The organism is Pseudonocardia sulfidoxydans NBRC 16205, assembly GCF_007989085.1.
Lineage (GTDB): Bacteria > Actinomycetota > Actinomycetes > Mycobacteriales > Pseudonocardiaceae > Pseudonocardia > Pseudonocardia sulfidoxydans.
This window is the reverse complement of sequence record NZ_BJVJ01000019.1, coordinates 22,524-35,209: the sequence shown is the minus strand read 5'-3', so window position 1 is coordinate 35,209 and position 12,686 is coordinate 22,524. Positions and strand designations below refer to the sequence as shown.

The 12,686-nt window shown below is 74.1% G+C and carries 14 protein-coding genes; 5 read left to right on the top strand and 9 right to left on the bottom strand.

The window, feature by feature from the left end; all coding sequences use genetic code 11:
* Positions 1 to 5: 5 nt before the first annotated feature.
* Positions 6 to 929 carry a polysaccharide deacetylase family protein gene (locus PSU4_RS11925; RefSeq protein ID WP_147106517.1) on the top strand — a complete coding sequence of 308 codons (924 nt, stop codon included), beginning with the start codon at positions 6 to 8 and terminating at the stop codon, positions 927 to 929.
* A 75-nt stretch (positions 930 to 1,004) separates the two neighbouring features.
* Here PSU4_RS11925 and PSU4_RS11920 read toward each other — a convergent pair whose 3' ends face one another.
* From PSU4_RS11920 to PSU4_RS11910, 3 genes are all read right to left on the bottom strand, one after another.
* On the bottom strand, positions 1,005 to 1,634 hold the full coding sequence (locus PSU4_RS11920; RefSeq protein WP_147106514.1) for a response regulator: 630 nt from the start codon (positions 1,632 to 1,634) through the stop codon (positions 1,005 to 1,007).
* Entirely contained in the window at positions 1,631 to 3,247 is a 1,617-nt protein-coding gene (locus PSU4_RS11915; protein ID WP_147106511.1) for a GAF domain-containing sensor histidine kinase, read from the bottom strand. The genes PSU4_RS11920 and PSU4_RS11915 overlap by 4 nt, the downstream gene beginning before the upstream one ends.
* Before the next feature lie 137 nt (positions 3,248 to 3,384).
* Positions 3,385 to 4,173: an SDR family NAD(P)-dependent oxidoreductase gene (locus tag PSU4_RS11910; RefSeq protein WP_147106508.1), complete on the bottom strand. Its 789-nt coding sequence runs from the start codon at positions 4,171 to 4,173 to the stop codon at positions 3,385 to 3,387.
* A 156-nt stretch (positions 4,174 to 4,329) separates the two neighbouring features.
* On the opposite strand from PSU4_RS11910, the gene PSU4_RS11905 reads away from it, so the two are divergent.
* Positions 4,330 to 5,337, top strand: coding sequence for a TIGR03557 family F420-dependent LLM class oxidoreductase (locus PSU4_RS11905; protein WP_147106506.1), 1,008 nt, complete (start codon positions 4,330 to 4,332; stop codon positions 5,335 to 5,337).
* Between the two features lie 133 nt (positions 5,338 to 5,470).
* Here PSU4_RS11905 and PSU4_RS11900 read toward each other — a convergent pair whose 3' ends face one another.
* Genes PSU4_RS11900 through PSU4_RS11885 form a run of 4 tightly spaced genes read right to left on the bottom strand, consistent with a single transcriptional unit; the run spans position 5,471 to position 9,550 of the window.
* Positions 5,471 to 6,313, bottom strand: a complete 843-nt coding sequence (locus PSU4_RS11900; RefSeq protein ID WP_147106503.1) for a glycosyltransferase family 2 protein — start codon at positions 6,311 to 6,313, stop codon at positions 5,471 to 5,473.
* On the bottom strand, positions 6,298 to 7,365 hold the full coding sequence (locus PSU4_RS11895; RefSeq protein WP_147106500.1) for a glycosyltransferase: 1,068 nt from the start codon (positions 7,363 to 7,365) through the stop codon (positions 6,298 to 6,300). The genes PSU4_RS11900 and PSU4_RS11895 overlap by 16 nt, the downstream gene beginning before the upstream one ends.
* A complete protein-coding gene (locus tag PSU4_RS11890; protein ID WP_147106498.1) occupies positions 7,362 to 8,438 on the bottom strand; it encodes a glycosyltransferase in 1,077 nt (358 codons plus the stop codon). The genes PSU4_RS11895 and PSU4_RS11890 overlap by 4 nt, the downstream gene beginning before the upstream one ends.
* Positions 8,435 to 9,550 carry a glycosyltransferase family protein gene (locus tag PSU4_RS11885; protein WP_147106495.1) on the bottom strand — a complete coding sequence of 372 codons (1,116 nt, stop codon included), beginning with the start codon at positions 9,548 to 9,550 and terminating at the stop codon, positions 8,435 to 8,437. The genes PSU4_RS11890 and PSU4_RS11885 overlap by 4 nt, the downstream gene beginning before the upstream one ends.
* Positions 9,551 to 9,724: 174 nt before the next feature.
* Here PSU4_RS11885 and PSU4_RS11880 point away from each other — a divergent pair, with 174 nt between their 5' ends.
* Both PSU4_RS11880 and PSU4_RS11875 read left to right on the top strand, forming a co-directional pair.
* Positions 9,725 to 10,144 carry an ATP-binding protein gene (locus tag PSU4_RS11880; protein WP_147106492.1) on the top strand — a complete coding sequence of 140 codons (420 nt, stop codon included), beginning with the start codon at positions 9,725 to 9,727 and terminating at the stop codon, positions 10,142 to 10,144.
* A gap of 206 nt (positions 10,145 to 10,350) precedes the next feature.
* Complete coding sequence (locus PSU4_RS11875; RefSeq protein ID WP_147106489.1) at positions 10,351 to 11,229, top strand: sigma-70 family RNA polymerase sigma factor; 879 nt, start codon at positions 10,351 to 10,353, stop codon at positions 11,227 to 11,229.
* A gap of 43 nt (positions 11,230 to 11,272) precedes the next feature.
* On the opposite strand, the gene PSU4_RS11870 is transcribed toward PSU4_RS11875, so the two are convergent.
* Together PSU4_RS11870 and PSU4_RS31230 are read right to left on the bottom strand one after the other, a co-directional pair.
* Positions 11,273 to 11,608, bottom strand: coding sequence for a TraR/DksA family transcriptional regulator (locus tag PSU4_RS11870; RefSeq protein WP_147106486.1), 336 nt, complete (start codon positions 11,606 to 11,608; stop codon positions 11,273 to 11,275).
* Positions 11,609 to 11,726: 118 nt separating this feature from the next.
* Positions 11,727 to 11,894, bottom strand: a complete 168-nt coding sequence (locus tag PSU4_RS31230; RefSeq protein WP_186816888.1) for a hypothetical protein — start codon at positions 11,892 to 11,894, stop codon at positions 11,727 to 11,729.
* Between the two features lie 373 nt (positions 11,895 to 12,267).
* Between PSU4_RS31230 and PSU4_RS11865 the strand changes: the two genes are divergently transcribed.
* Positions 12,268 to 12,657 (top strand): MFS transporter, encoded by a 390-nt coding sequence (locus tag PSU4_RS11865; protein ID WP_147106483.1) that lies wholly within the window; start codon positions 12,268 to 12,270, stop codon positions 12,655 to 12,657.
* Positions 12,658 to 12,686: the final 29 nt, after the last annotated feature.

Here is a 12,686-nt window from a genome sequence, read left to right as displayed (position 1 = left end):
ACCAAATGGGCCACCTGCAACTGCCCGAGGGCAAGAAGATCGCCGTCAACCTCGGCACCGACTTCGATGCCCAGGCGCTGTGGCTGGGCGGGTTCAACCGGCCGACCCAGTCGTTCATGTCCCGCGGCCAGTTCGGCGCGGAGGTCGGCGTCCCCCGCCTGCTGGAGCTCTACCGCCGCTACGACGTGACGACGACCTGGTTCACCCCGGGCCACTCCGTCGACACGTTCCCGCAGCAGTGCAAGGACGTGGTGGAGGCGGGCCACGAGATCGGCCACCACGGCTACTACCACGAGATCCCGCCGGGCATCGAACGCGACACCGAACGCCGCCTCGTCGACCTCGCGTTCGCGAGCTACAAGAACGTGCTCGGCCTGCGCCCCACCGGCTACCGCTCGCCGTACTGGGACTACAGCGAGAACACCCTCGACATCATCGAGGAGTCGGGCTTCCTCTACGACACCAGCCTGATGGCGCGCGACCTGGTGCCGTACCACCCGCAGCGCTGGCAGATCAACTGGGAGAAGCCCAACGTCGCCGGCGTCGCGAGCGCGGTCCTGGAGATCCCCGTCAACTGGTACCTCGACGACTTCCCGCCGCTCGCCTACACCGGCGTCTCGACCGGCATGCAGGACACCGAGACGATCTTCCGGCGCTGGCGCGACATCTTCGACTACGCCTACCAGAACGTCGCGCACCCGGTGTTCGCGTCGTGCGTGCACCCGCAGATCATCGGCCAGGCGCACAACATCATGTGGTACGAGAAGCTGATCCAGCACATCGCTGGCCATGACGGTGTCTGGTTCGCGACCTGCGAGGAGATCGCGAAGGCGTGGGTCGACGACGATGAGGACAAGCGGCTCATGTCGCTGCCCGACGTGCGTGGCGTCGAGGCGCCGCCCGCGGACTCGAGCTTCGCGCGAGGCTGACCGACCCTGTGAGTGGCAATAGTCGCTATAGCGACTATTGCCACTCACAGGGTTCGTACGTTCTGCGGCGAGGGCTCAGCGCGTGTCGTCGATCAGGTGCAGGTCCATCGCGAGGCGCACCAGCTCGGCGCGGCGGCCCAGCTCGTGGCGGCGCAGCATCGCCGTCACGTGGAACTTGACCGTGTGCGGGCTGATGCACACCTGCTCACCGATGCCGTGGTTGTCCAGGCCCCGGGCGATGAGCCGGACGATCTCCAGCTCGCGCTCGTTGAACGCCGGCTGCCGCGACCCCGCGGCCCGGCGCAGCAGGCCGCTGGCCAGCCGCGGGTCGAAGTAGCTTCCCGACGACGCCAGCTCCCGGATGATGTCGGGCAGCCGCGCGGTCGTCGTCTCCTTGAGGATGTAGCCGGCCGCCCCCGCGCGGATGGCCTGCTCCAGCAGCTCCGGGTTGCCGTACCCGCTGAACACGGCGATCTTCAGTTCCGGGAACGCCGCCGCCAGCGCGGCGCAGGTGTCGGTGCTGTTGCCGCCGGCCAGCCGCATGTCGAGCAGCAGGACGTCGGGGCGGGCGCCGGCGACGAGCCCCTCGGCCTCGTCCGCGGTCGTCACCGAGCCCGCGAACTCGAGGTCGGCCTCGCGGTCGGCCATGGCGCGCAGGCCGTCGTGGACGATCTCGTGGTCGTCGACGACGCAGAACCGGATCACCGGCCGCCGCTCTTCGGCACCACGACGCGGACGATGTGCCCGCCGCCCGGCCGGTCGAACCGTTCGAGACGGCCCAGCACCCGGTCCGCGGCCCGCTGCATGGCGAGGAGTCCGATGTGGGCGCGGGTGTCGTCGGTCGGTGTGGCCCGGGCCGGGCGGCCGCTGCCGTCGTCGACGATCGAGAGCACCCATTCGTCCGGGGTCACACGCAGGCTGACCTCGGCGGCCCCGCCCGCAGCGTGGACGTCGACGTTGACCAGCGCCTCCTGGCCGATCCGGACCAGCGCGTCGGCGACCGGGTCGGGCAGCAGCCCGTCGGAGGCGTCGGTGACGTAGCGGTGGCGCACCTCGGGGCGCACCGACGCCTCGGCGATCTCCTCGAGGACGGTGTCGGCGCTGCGGCCCGACGTGCCCGCGACGAGCAGGTCGAGCTGCCCGCGCAGCGCCTCCATGCACCGTTCCGCCGCCGAGGCGATCGTGTCGAGCCCGGCCTGCACGTCGGGGGTGCCCTGGTCGACGGCGCGGGCCCGCTCGGCGGCGAACCCGATCTCCAGCAGCCCTCGCACGGCGGTGTCGTGCAGGTCGTAGGCCAGCCGCTCCTGTTCCTGACGACGCAGCACGGCGCGACGGTAGGCCTCCGTCGCCTGACGTTTGAGCCCGAGGGTGGCGTACTCGGCGAACTCGCCGAAGACCTCGCCGTCGGTCTCGCTGAACGGACGCAACGCACGATCTCCCACGTACAGCACTGCCTGGACCTGGTCGTCGACGAAGACGGGGGCCGCCATCGCCGACACGATGCCTTCCTGCGCGGTCTCGGTGACCGGCGCCGCGAAGAGCCGGGAGTCGCGCCCGTAGTTCAATGATCGGACGGGGCTGCGCAGCGACCGTGCGAGCCCGCCGAGGCCCTGCCCCTCGCCCATGCGCAGGTGCCGGAAGTCCGGGGTCCGGATGCCGAGCATCTGGTCGAACGTGAACGTGCCCGCGTCGTCGATCGGCAGCGAGAAGTAGGCGACCTCGGAGTCGAACAACCACTTCGCGGAGACGAGCAGCGTGGTCAGGGCCTCGCCGACGTCCTCGCAGTCGACGGTGGCGGCGGCGATGTCCTTCATGACCCGTTGGAGGCCGCGGTTGATCTCCCCGGCGCCGTCGCGGCGGCCCGCCACCATGCCGCGGCGGACGTCGCCGCGCAGCCGCCGGACGAGGTCGGCGGCGGGGGCGGGCAGCCGGGGCCGTTCCTCGCTGTGGCCGACGACGATCAGCCCGTCGCCGTAGGCGTCGCGCCATGGGACGACGACCGCCGACCGGAGCCGGAACCGGTAGGGGCGCAGCGTCGAGACGAAGTCGAGGTCGGCGAGCACCGCGGCCCGGCGGACGGCGGGCACGCCCGTGCGGAAGGTCTCGTTGGGCAGCGGCGGTTCGGCGAGCTCGGGCGCGTCGGCGGCCAGTACGAGCAGGTCGGCGCCGGGAGCTGCGGGGCGGTAGGCGACGAGTGCCGTCGTCGCGTCCAGCAACGACCGGATCTCCGACAGGACGGGGCGCAGCGCGTCGTGGATGGTGTGCGAGCGTCCCGCGTCCAGCAGGTACTCCGAACGGACACCCACCGGCTCGGGCACTGTGCCTTCCTCCCAGCCTTCCGCCCACGCTCCTCGGCTCCAGTAAAGCCGTACGGGTGCGGAAGCGGAACTGCGGTGCCGGGACGCCGCCGACGGGGGTGGTGCGGCACTGCCCGAACGGGCAGTGGTCCGTGGGGTCAGCTGTCGTGGGGGCGGACGCCGCCGTAGGTCTGCCAGTTCGGCGAGATGAGCCAGCCCGCGTCGACGGGGATGGTCACGCCGGTGATCGCCGACGACTCGGGGCCCGCGAGGAACGCGACGGTGGCGGCGATCTCCTCGGGCTCGATCATGCGGCCCATCGCGGTGGAGTTCGTGATCGACGACGCGTCGCGCTCGCCGGCCTCGATGAGGCGCCGGACCAGCGGGGTCAGCGTGTAGCCGGGGGCGACGCCGTTGACCCGGATGCCGGCGCGGCCCCACTCGCCGGCGAGGTTCTCGGTCATGCGGATGACCGCGGCCTTGCCGATGCCGTAGGAGTGCAGGGGCGTCGAGCGCAGGCCGGTGATCGACGAGATCGTGACGACGGTGCCCCTGCGGCGCTGCACCATGGCCTTCCCGAACCCGACGGCGGCCGACCAGGTCCCCCGCACGTCGACGCGCATGACCTCGTCCCACGTCTCGGTGGCGAGCTCCTCGGCGGGGACGGGCAGGTGCGTGATGCCGGCGGCGGTGACGACGATCGAGACCGGTCCGACCTCGGCCTCGACGCGGTCGGCGCAGGCGCGCACGGCGTCGTCGTCGGTGACGTCGAGGGTGCGGGTGACGTGGTCGGTCCCCTTGAGCGTGCCGACGGCGTCCTGCAGGGCGGACTCGTCGATGTCGGTGAGCACGACGCGGGCGCCGCGTTCGGCGAGCAGCTGGGCGCAGGCGAGCCCGATCCCGCTGGCGCCTCCGGTCACGACCGCGATCTCGCCGTCGAGTGTCACGTCGTCCTCCTGGGTCGTTCGTGTGGTTCGTTCCGGGTGCGGCCGAATTTTCGACCGACCGGTCGGTAGAACCGATGCTCGCAGGGTGTGGGGTGCGGGTCAACCTGCGCGACGAGGACCGGGGGTAGGGCCGCCGCGCCCGGGTAGGCCGCGGCCATGACGTCCTTCGGCTACACCCTGATGACGGAGCAGCGGGGCCCGCGCGAGCTCGTCGCCGACGCGGTCGCCGCGGAGCAGGCCGGCTTCGACTTCGAGGTCATGAGCGACCACTACTTCCCGTGGCTCGACGAGATGGGTCACGCCCCGTACGCGTGGAGCGTGCTCGGCGCGGTCGCCACCGCGACCGAGCACGTGCCGCTCATGACGTACGTGACCTGTCCGATCATGCGCTACCACCCGGCCGTGGTCGCGCAGAAGGCGGCGACGGTGTCCTTGCTGTCCGAGGGCCGGTTCACCCTCGGTCTCGGCGCGGGGGAGAACCTCAACGAGCACGTCGTCGGCCGCGGCTGGCCCACCGCCGACGTCCGCCAGGAGATGCTCGACGAGGCCGTCGAGATCATCCGCGACCTGTTCGCGGGCGGCTACGTGACGCGCGAGGGCGCGCATTTCCGGGTCGACTCGGCGAAGCTGTGGGACCGCCCCGACGAGGGGGTGCCGCTCGCGATCGCGGTGTCGGGGACGCAGTCGGTGCAGCGGTACGCGCCGGTGGCCGACGCGATGGTCGCGGTGCAGCCGGAGGCCGACCTCGTGCGCGGCTGGGACGCCGCGGCGGGAGCCGACCTGCCCAAGATCGGTCAGCAGCCAGTCAGCTGGGGCCCGGACGCCGACGCCGCGACCGACCGCGCGCACGCGCTGTTCCGCTGGTTCGGCGGTGGCTGGAAGGTCAACGCCGAGCTGCCGGGGACGGCGGGGTTCGCGGCGGCGTCGCAGTTCGTGCGCCGCGAGGACGTCGCCGGCGCGATCCCGTGCGGGCCCGCCGTCGACGGTGTCGTCGAGGCCGTCCGGCCGTTCGTCGACGCCGGGTTCACCCATGTCGCGCTCGTCGAGGTGGGCGGGCAGATGCAGCCGGACTTCTGCGAGTTCGCCCGGATGCGGCTGCTGCCCGCGCTGCGCGAGGAGTTCGGCAAGGCCGAGCAGCCCGGGATCGGCGTCCGGCGCGGCTGACCCCGCCCGGCCCGGGGGCGCGGTGCGCGGGGGCCGTGGGCCCGGCCCCCGCGCGGGGTGGGTGTCGGCTCGAGGGGGAGGTCGGCGCCGGCACCTGGGTCGGATCGGCTCCTTCTACCCATTCCCGCGCGGGTCATGCCTGCGGGGCGCGGATTTTCTCCCAGTCGCCGGTGTCGGGGTCGCAGCGGACGAGTCCCGCCGCCGCGAACGCCTCCAGCCAGCCCGTCATCGGCCACCGTCCCCACCGCCGCCGGAACAACGCGCCGTTGCGCAGGATGTCGTCGAGGTGCTCGACGGGCGGGTCGCTCACCGGATGGTGCTGGTGGAAGGCCATGGCGCCGCCCACCCATCGCAATCCCACCCGGGCCGCGGCGGCGGTGCACCCGAAGTCGGTGTCCTCGCCGCCGTAGCCGCGGTAGCCCTCGTGGAACCCGCCGAGGCGTGTCCACACCGGCGTCGTCACCGCGAACGACAGCGACCAGAACAGGTCGTGGTCGTCGGAGTCGACGACCGTCCCGTCGGCGGGGGCGGGCCGGGCGGGGTGCGGTGCGGCGGCCGCGGCCAGCGCGTCGGCCCGGTAGCCGCCCTCGGGTGGCGGTGGCAGGTACGCGACGGGCCCGCACAGCAGTTTCTCGGCCGCGCCGGCGGCGGCCTCCCGGTAGCGGCGGAACAGGGCCGGGCCGGGGATGCAGTCGACGTCGAGGAACACCAGCAGGTCGGCCCCGGCTGCGACCGCGGCGTCCGCGCCGACGTTGCGGGCGTGCGCGACGGGCAGCCCGCGGCCGTCGGAGCCGACCGGGACGGTGCGGACGGTCGGCGGACCTGCGGTGGCGCCGACGATCGTCGCGACCGCCGGGTCGTCGACGGCGACGACGACCCGGGTCGTGGGCGGGTCCTCGACGTCGGCGAGACCGGCCTGGTGACGACGCAGGTGCTCGTGCCGGCCGTGCACCACGGTGATCAGCGCGACGTGCACGGCGCCGCGTCCCCGGTCAGGTCCCCGGCCAGCTCCCGGATCAGGCCCGCGGCCTCGGCGGCCGCGCCGCCGGGGCACCACAGCCGCCACCGGGCGCCGTCGTCGGTGGTCGCGTCGTCGAGCAGGGTCGGCCACACGGCCGGGTCGGGCCAGCGCGGGCAGACGGTCGCGAGACCGGCCTGCGCGAGCGCCGCCGCGGCGGCGAACTGCTCGTCGTGCGGTCGCCGCTGGGGGACGACGATCGCGGGGCGCCGCGCCGCGGCGACCTCGGCCAGCGCGTTCTGGCCGGCGTGGGTGACCACGACGTCGGCGCCGCGCAGCAGCGGCCACGGATCGGGGAGCCAGCCGTCGGCGCCGCCGAGGACCGTCCAGTTCCAGCCGGGTGTCGCGCGCGCGGCCGCGGCCAGGTCCTCGTCGCCGACGTCGTGGCCGCCGGCCCCGAGGAGCACGACGACGCTGCGGCGCGGGTTCTGTGACCGTCCGGGCCCGGAGTCGGCCGAGCCGCCGTCGAACGCCGCGGGGGACGTCGCGATCCGGTCGTCGTAGCGGGACAGGGCGCCGACGAACCGTGTCTTCGCCGTCCATGCCGAGGGCCAGGGCGGGTCGAGGACCTCCCGCGGCCAGCACGCGAGCAGCGCGTCGGCCGCGTCGTAGGCGATCCGGTGGGCCCGGTCGGTCCGGTCCCCGGGCATCGCGACGACCAGGACGGGCACCCCCGCCAGCCGGCACAGGAGCGCGACCTCCACCGACACGTCGACGACGACCAGCCGTGGTGCGGTCCGCTCGATCCACGCCGTGATCGCCGCCATCCGCCCCCGCAGACCCGGGTCGTGGCGGGGCGCCCAGTGCAGCACCCCGCCCGCGGTCGGGTCCTGCGGCGGCTGCGTCTCGTCGTCGCGGGGAAGGTCCACCCAGTCGACGCCGGGGGCCGACCCGTCGGTGGGCCGCGGCATGCTGCTCAGCACCGTGGCGGGGCCGTCGTGGGCGGCGAGGATTTCCAGGGCGCGGGTGAGGTGGCCGCGGCCGTGGTGGTGCACGTAGTAGCCGATCACGCCGCCACCCCCGCGGCCGCGGCCCGCGTGTAGAGCGCCACGTACTCGTCGACCATCCGCCGGTGGCTCCAGTGACGCTCGGCCCGGCGACGGGCGGCCTTGCGGGACAACGACTCGACGGTCGGGACGACGGCGGCCAGCGCCGCGGTGTCACCGGCGGGCACCAGCCGCCCGCAGGTGTCGTCGACGATCTCGGGCAGCGCGCCGACGGCGAACCCGGCGACGGGTGTCCCGCAGGCCAGCGACTCCGCCACCACCAGTCCGTACGGCTCCTCCCAGCACGGTGTCACGAGCATCGCCGCGGCGTGCGCGACGAGCCGGGTCAGTTCGGCGTGCGACAGATGCCCGACGTGGCGGACGTCATCGCCCAGCAGGGGCGCGACCATCGCGTCGAAGTAGGCAGGGTCGCTGACGGGCCCCGCGATGAGCAGCGGACGGCCCGCGGCGCGGGCGGCGCGGGCCGCGAGGTGCGTGCCCTTCTCGGGAACGATCCGGCCGGCCCAGACGAGCGGGCCGCCACCCGGCCCGGGCGGCCGGGTCCCGATGTCGACACCGTTGCGGATCACCGTGATCTCCTCGGCGACGTGGCGCCACGCTCCCGCGGTGTGGCTGCTGACGGCCGTGAGGACCCCGTGGCGCCCGCCCGCCGCGGCGACGGCGGACTCGAGCCACGGCGTCGGCGGGGTGTGCAGCGTCGTGACGAGCGGGACGGGCAGCGTCCGCGCCATCGCCACCGGCAGGTGGTGGAGGCTGTTGTTGTGCACGACGTCGAACTCGCGCCCGCGGGCCAGGCGCAGCATGAGGTCGAGGTAGGCGTGGTGTTCCGCCATGAACCGCTCGGCGGGCCAGGAGCCGTCGCCGCGGGCGGCGTCGCTGAACGTCAGCGCCCGCATCTCCTCGACCTGGGCGCCGGGTACCGCGTCGGAGCCCGGCGCGGCGAACACGGTGACCGCGTGCCCGCGCGTCGTCAGCTCCCGGGCGAGCAGCGCGGTGTGCGCTTCCAGACCGCCCGCGAAGGGCTCGGCGATCGGGTGGGTCGACGACGCGATGAGCGCGATCCGCAGCACGCTCATCCGCGCACCCGCCGGAGTGCGCGGGAGTAGATCCGGTCGTGGGCGTGCGCGAGCGCGACCCGTTCCGCCGTGCGCCGGTCCTGGCCCGGCCGCTCCGGTGGTGTGCTCCGGCACGCCACCGCCACGGCGTCGGCCAGTGACGCCGTGTCGAGCCCGGTGGTCTCGTCGGTGCGGTAGCTCAGGCACGGCCGCTGCTCGCGGTAGTAGCCGCAGTCCGGCGCGACCACGGTCGTCCCGAGGTCGTGGCAGGCCTCCAACCAGCCCGAATGGGTGCCGAAGCGGTACGGCAGCACCGAGACGTCGATCTCGTCGCGCAGGTAGGCGAACAGCGCGGCGTCGGCGAAGAAATCGTGCACCTCCAGCCGGAGCAGGCCCTGCCGCTCGGCCTGCCGCAGCCTGCTCGCCACCTCGGGGTCGTGGTTCTCACCGGCGGGGTCCATGACGTCGCAGTGCACGTCGACGCGCAGCACCACGCCGTCGAGGTCGGCGACCGCGGCCGCCACCGTCTCCACCACGGGGAGGGGGTCGGTGTTGGTGCGCAGGCTCTTCAGATGGACCCCGACGACGCGTTCGTCGCGGGCGGCGCGGGGCGCGTCGATCGAGGTCAGGTCCACGACGTGCGGGTGCGGCAGCACGGTGGCCCCACGCCCCCAGCGGCGGGCGATCTCGTCGGCGGCGCCGCGGGTGAGCGTGACCAGCTCGTCGGCGGCCGGAATCAGGACGTCGAGGTGCCGGTCGTGCTCCTCGCGCCGCGCGTGGTGGGGGTTGCGGAGATCGTGGACGGTCTGCACCAGCGGGGTCCCGGTGGCGCGCAGCGTCGCGACCAGCTCCCGGAGGTCCTCGACGGGTTGGGCGTCGAATCCGAAGTGGACGTGGAACACGTCGAAGGAACCGTGGTTCGCGGCGACCCACGCCGGGTCGAGCATCACCGGTGGCCACCAGACCGACTGGTCGCTCGGCGCCGTGCACGGTCGCGGGTCCGGGAGCCTGCGCACCCGGTCGCGCTCCACCGGGTCCGAGAGGTGCTGGACGTAGACGTGGCCGGCCGGCACGGACGCCACGGTGAGGACGTCCTGGTGCGGCGGACGGCGCACGACGGTGGGGCCGCTCATGGCGCCGGGTCCGCGTCGCCACGGCCGGTGGCAGTCGAGGTCAGGGTCACGGCGCGGGCGATACCCGGGTGCCGGGCGGGGAAAACCGGCCGCGGGCCGTCGTCACGGATCGTGCGCGTGGACGCATCATCGTGCCCGGTATGGGAACCCCCGGTCCTGACGGACGGAGGTCGCATGGACACACACTTGCACCTGGGCGTCGACGCCCAACCTGCCGAGCTCGGTCTCGTCCGCCGCGCGGTGCAGACGTGGCTGGCCGCCCAGGAGTGGCCGGACTCGGGCACGGACGCGCTGGTGTTCGCGGTCGTGGAGGCGTTCGGCAACAGTGTCGAGCACGCGTACCGGGGACTGGACGCGGGTCGGGTGACGATCGACCTCGATGTGGCGCCGGTGCGGTCCGGCCGTCGCCGGGCCACGGCGGTGGTCACCGATTCGGGACGGTGGCGGGACGGGGCCGAGCGCCCGGACGGGCGCGGCAACGGGCTCGCGCTGATCCGCGCGATCGCGCGGGGGATGGACGTGACGACGGGGGAGTCGGGGACCCGGGTGACCGTGTGGACCGAGGACGAGGAGTGCCTGCCCACCCGGCCGTGAGTGCGCTGGTATCGGGTTTGCGCAGGTCGGAGGACGATTTCGCGACAGGGGGTTGCGCCGGGGAATGTGGGGTACCCACTCGTGTTGGGGACCGCGCACGTGCACGCCCCGCACGACGGACGAACCGGTGTCCGGTCCGAACCGCCCGATCCGACGCCCAGAGGTACAACCAGCTGCCTCCCAGTCGCCAACAGCGAGGAGGCTCGATGCACCACGCCGCCGGAACCAGCCCCGAACCGTTGCAGCCGCGGGCCGCCCCCGTCCAGGACCCGCCGGCGCGGCGGGCGGCGGCGGACACCGGACCCAGCGAGTACGCCGACCAGATGCCGTTGCTGCACCGCTACGCCACGCTCGCCGCCGACGATCCCGAACGGGAGCGGATCCGGTCCCGGCTGGTCATGGCGTTCCTGCCGGTCGTCGAGCACCTGGCCCGCCGGCACGGCCACGGGTACCGGGTCGCCGCCTACGACGATCTCGTGCAGACCGGGACCGTCGGTCTCATCACCGCGATCGACCGGTGGGACCCGGAACGGGCGAAGGGTGAGTTCCTCGGTTACCTGATCCCGTGCGTGCGGGGGGAGATCCTCCGCTACTTCCGCGACCGGACCTGGTCCATGCGGGTCCCGCGCCGGCTCAAGGAGCTCGGTGTGACGATCGGCAAGGTGTCGGGAACGATGACGCAGGAGCTGGGCCGGGCGCCCCGGCCCAGCGAGCTCGCGGCGCGTCTCGACGTGGACCGCGAGGAGATCATCGAAGCGTTGGCCGCGAGCGCCGACAGGCACGCCGCGCCGCTCTACCCCGTCGACGACGAGGGCTCCGGCGAGGAGCGGATCGGGACGGTCGAGAAGGCCTACGAGCAGGTCGAGTACGAGCTCGCGCTGCGCCCGCTGATCGACGAGCTGCCCGAGCGCGAGCGGCGCATCCTGCGGCTGCGGTTCTTCGAGGACCAGTCGCAGTCGCGGATCGCCGAGCAGGTCGGCGTCTCGCAGATGCACGTGTCGCGGCTGCTCACCCGCACGCTGCGGCAGCTGCGTGACGGGCTGACCGCCGACGGCCCCGCGCGCCCGTCACGTCCCGCGGACTGACCGACGCCGACGGCCGGCGAGCCGCGGCGGCTTCCGGGGCCCGTCAGCCCTCCGCGTGGTCGCGGCACCGGTCGGTCTCCGGACGCGCCTGCAGCCGCTCGTCGTCGATCTCGCGGCCGCAGACGGCGCAGCGGCCGTAGTCGCCGCTGTCGAGCCGCCCGAGCGCGGCCTCGACCCGCTCGCGCTGCTCACGCAGCGTGCTCTCGATGAGGTCGGCCTCCATCGTCTCGGTGGCGCGGGCCGCCTGGTCCGCATCGTCGACGGCACGTCGGTCGCTCTCGCCGGGGCGCAGCGGGCCACGCTCGCGGTGGGTGGCGGCCTCGGCGTCGATCCGCTCGAGCTCGGCGGTCAGCGCGGTGCGCGCACGGGTGTCGTCCATGTGGTCCTCCGCAGGATCGGGGGTGTCTCCTCGCGGACGCGTCGGACCGTCGGGTCCGGTCGTGCGGGGACGGACCCGCACGTACCCGGGGTGCCGGACGACGAAACCGGGTGCGGTGCTACCGCTGCGCCACGACGGGCTCGGGCCCGTCGGCGCGGTCGTCGAGCGCGGCGTCGGGCGCGGTGGGCCGGTCGTCGTCGCGGCGCAGGGCGCGGTGCGGCGATCCGGGGCGGGTGCCGGGCGCGGCGGGACGCCACAGTCGCAGGTCGCAGTTGTCGATGCTCACGTGTCGATCTCCTCGCTCGACCGGGCGAGGTCCCCGATCACCGTCGATCGGATACCCGCTGTGATCGGCGCGCAACCGCGTCGTGCGACGGGCCGGTGTGCGGGCGTCGTCGTGCGGCCAGAGGCCGCCCCTGGGCGGTGGGCCGGCGCGGCGGCACGCCCGGGCGGCCGCCGCACGGAAGGACGCGCCGAACGGCATGAGCGTCACGTCCGCGTGCCGGTGTCCTGACCCGGCGACTCCCGGTGGCGGGCCGCGATCCCGTCGAGGACCAGGTCGACCTTGTCGGCGACGTGCGGCCACGGGTCCCGCATGACCCGCGGCCGGGGCGATGATCGGCTCGCTGACCAGCGGCTGGACCGGGACCGTGGTGAGGGTGGGGCCGACCATGCTGCTCGCCGCCCTGCTCGCCTGCGCGGGGCTCGCCGCCGCCGGGGCCACGACCTCCGCGGTCGTCACCGGGCTCGCCCTCGCCGCCTTCAGTCTCGGCCGTGCGGTGGGGGACGTCGTCCGGTACGCCGCCGTCCTCGAGGCTACCCCGGATGCGTTGCGCGGCAGGGTGTCCGCCGTCTGGAGCGCGCAGCTGGTGACGTCGGCGGCGGTCGGTGCCGGCGTCGCCGGTGCCGTCGCGGGCCTGGTGCCGGTGCGCTGGACACTGGCCGGGTACGGGCTCGTCGCGCTCGTGGTCCTGGTGCTGGTCGCCCTCGTCCTACGGCCGCTGCGCACCTTGCGCCGCGCCGCCGCGGACGGCGTCGCCACCGGATGACCTGTCGCGCGCAGGCATATCCCGGCGAC

Excerpts from the sequence above, each read along its gene's own strand:
- PSU4_RS11890 (WP_147106498.1), bottom strand. The coding sequence starts at position 8,438 with ATGAGCGTGCTGCGGATCGCGCTCATCGCGTCGTCGACCCACCCGATC.
- PSU4_RS11885 (WP_147106495.1), bottom strand. The coding sequence starts at position 9,550 with ATGAGCGGCCCCACCGTCGTGCGCCGTCCGCCGCACCAGGACGTCCTC.
- PSU4_RS11925 (WP_147106517.1), top strand. The coding sequence starts at position 6 with ATGGGCCACCTGCAACTGCCCGAGGGCAAGAAGATCGCCGTCAACCTC.
- PSU4_RS11870 (WP_147106486.1), bottom strand. The coding sequence starts at position 11,608 with ATGGACGACACCCGTGCGCGCACCGCGCTGACCGCCGAGCTCGAGCGG.
- PSU4_RS11905 (WP_147106506.1), top strand. The coding sequence starts at position 4,330 with ATGACGTCCTTCGGCTACACCCTGATGACGGAGCAGCGGGGCCCGCGC.
- PSU4_RS11880 (WP_147106492.1), top strand. The coding sequence starts at position 9,725 with ATGGACACACACTTGCACCTGGGCGTCGACGCCCAACCTGCCGAGCTC.
- PSU4_RS11875 (WP_147106489.1), top strand. The coding sequence starts at position 10,351 with ATGCACCACGCCGCCGGAACCAGCCCCGAACCGTTGCAGCCGCGGGCC.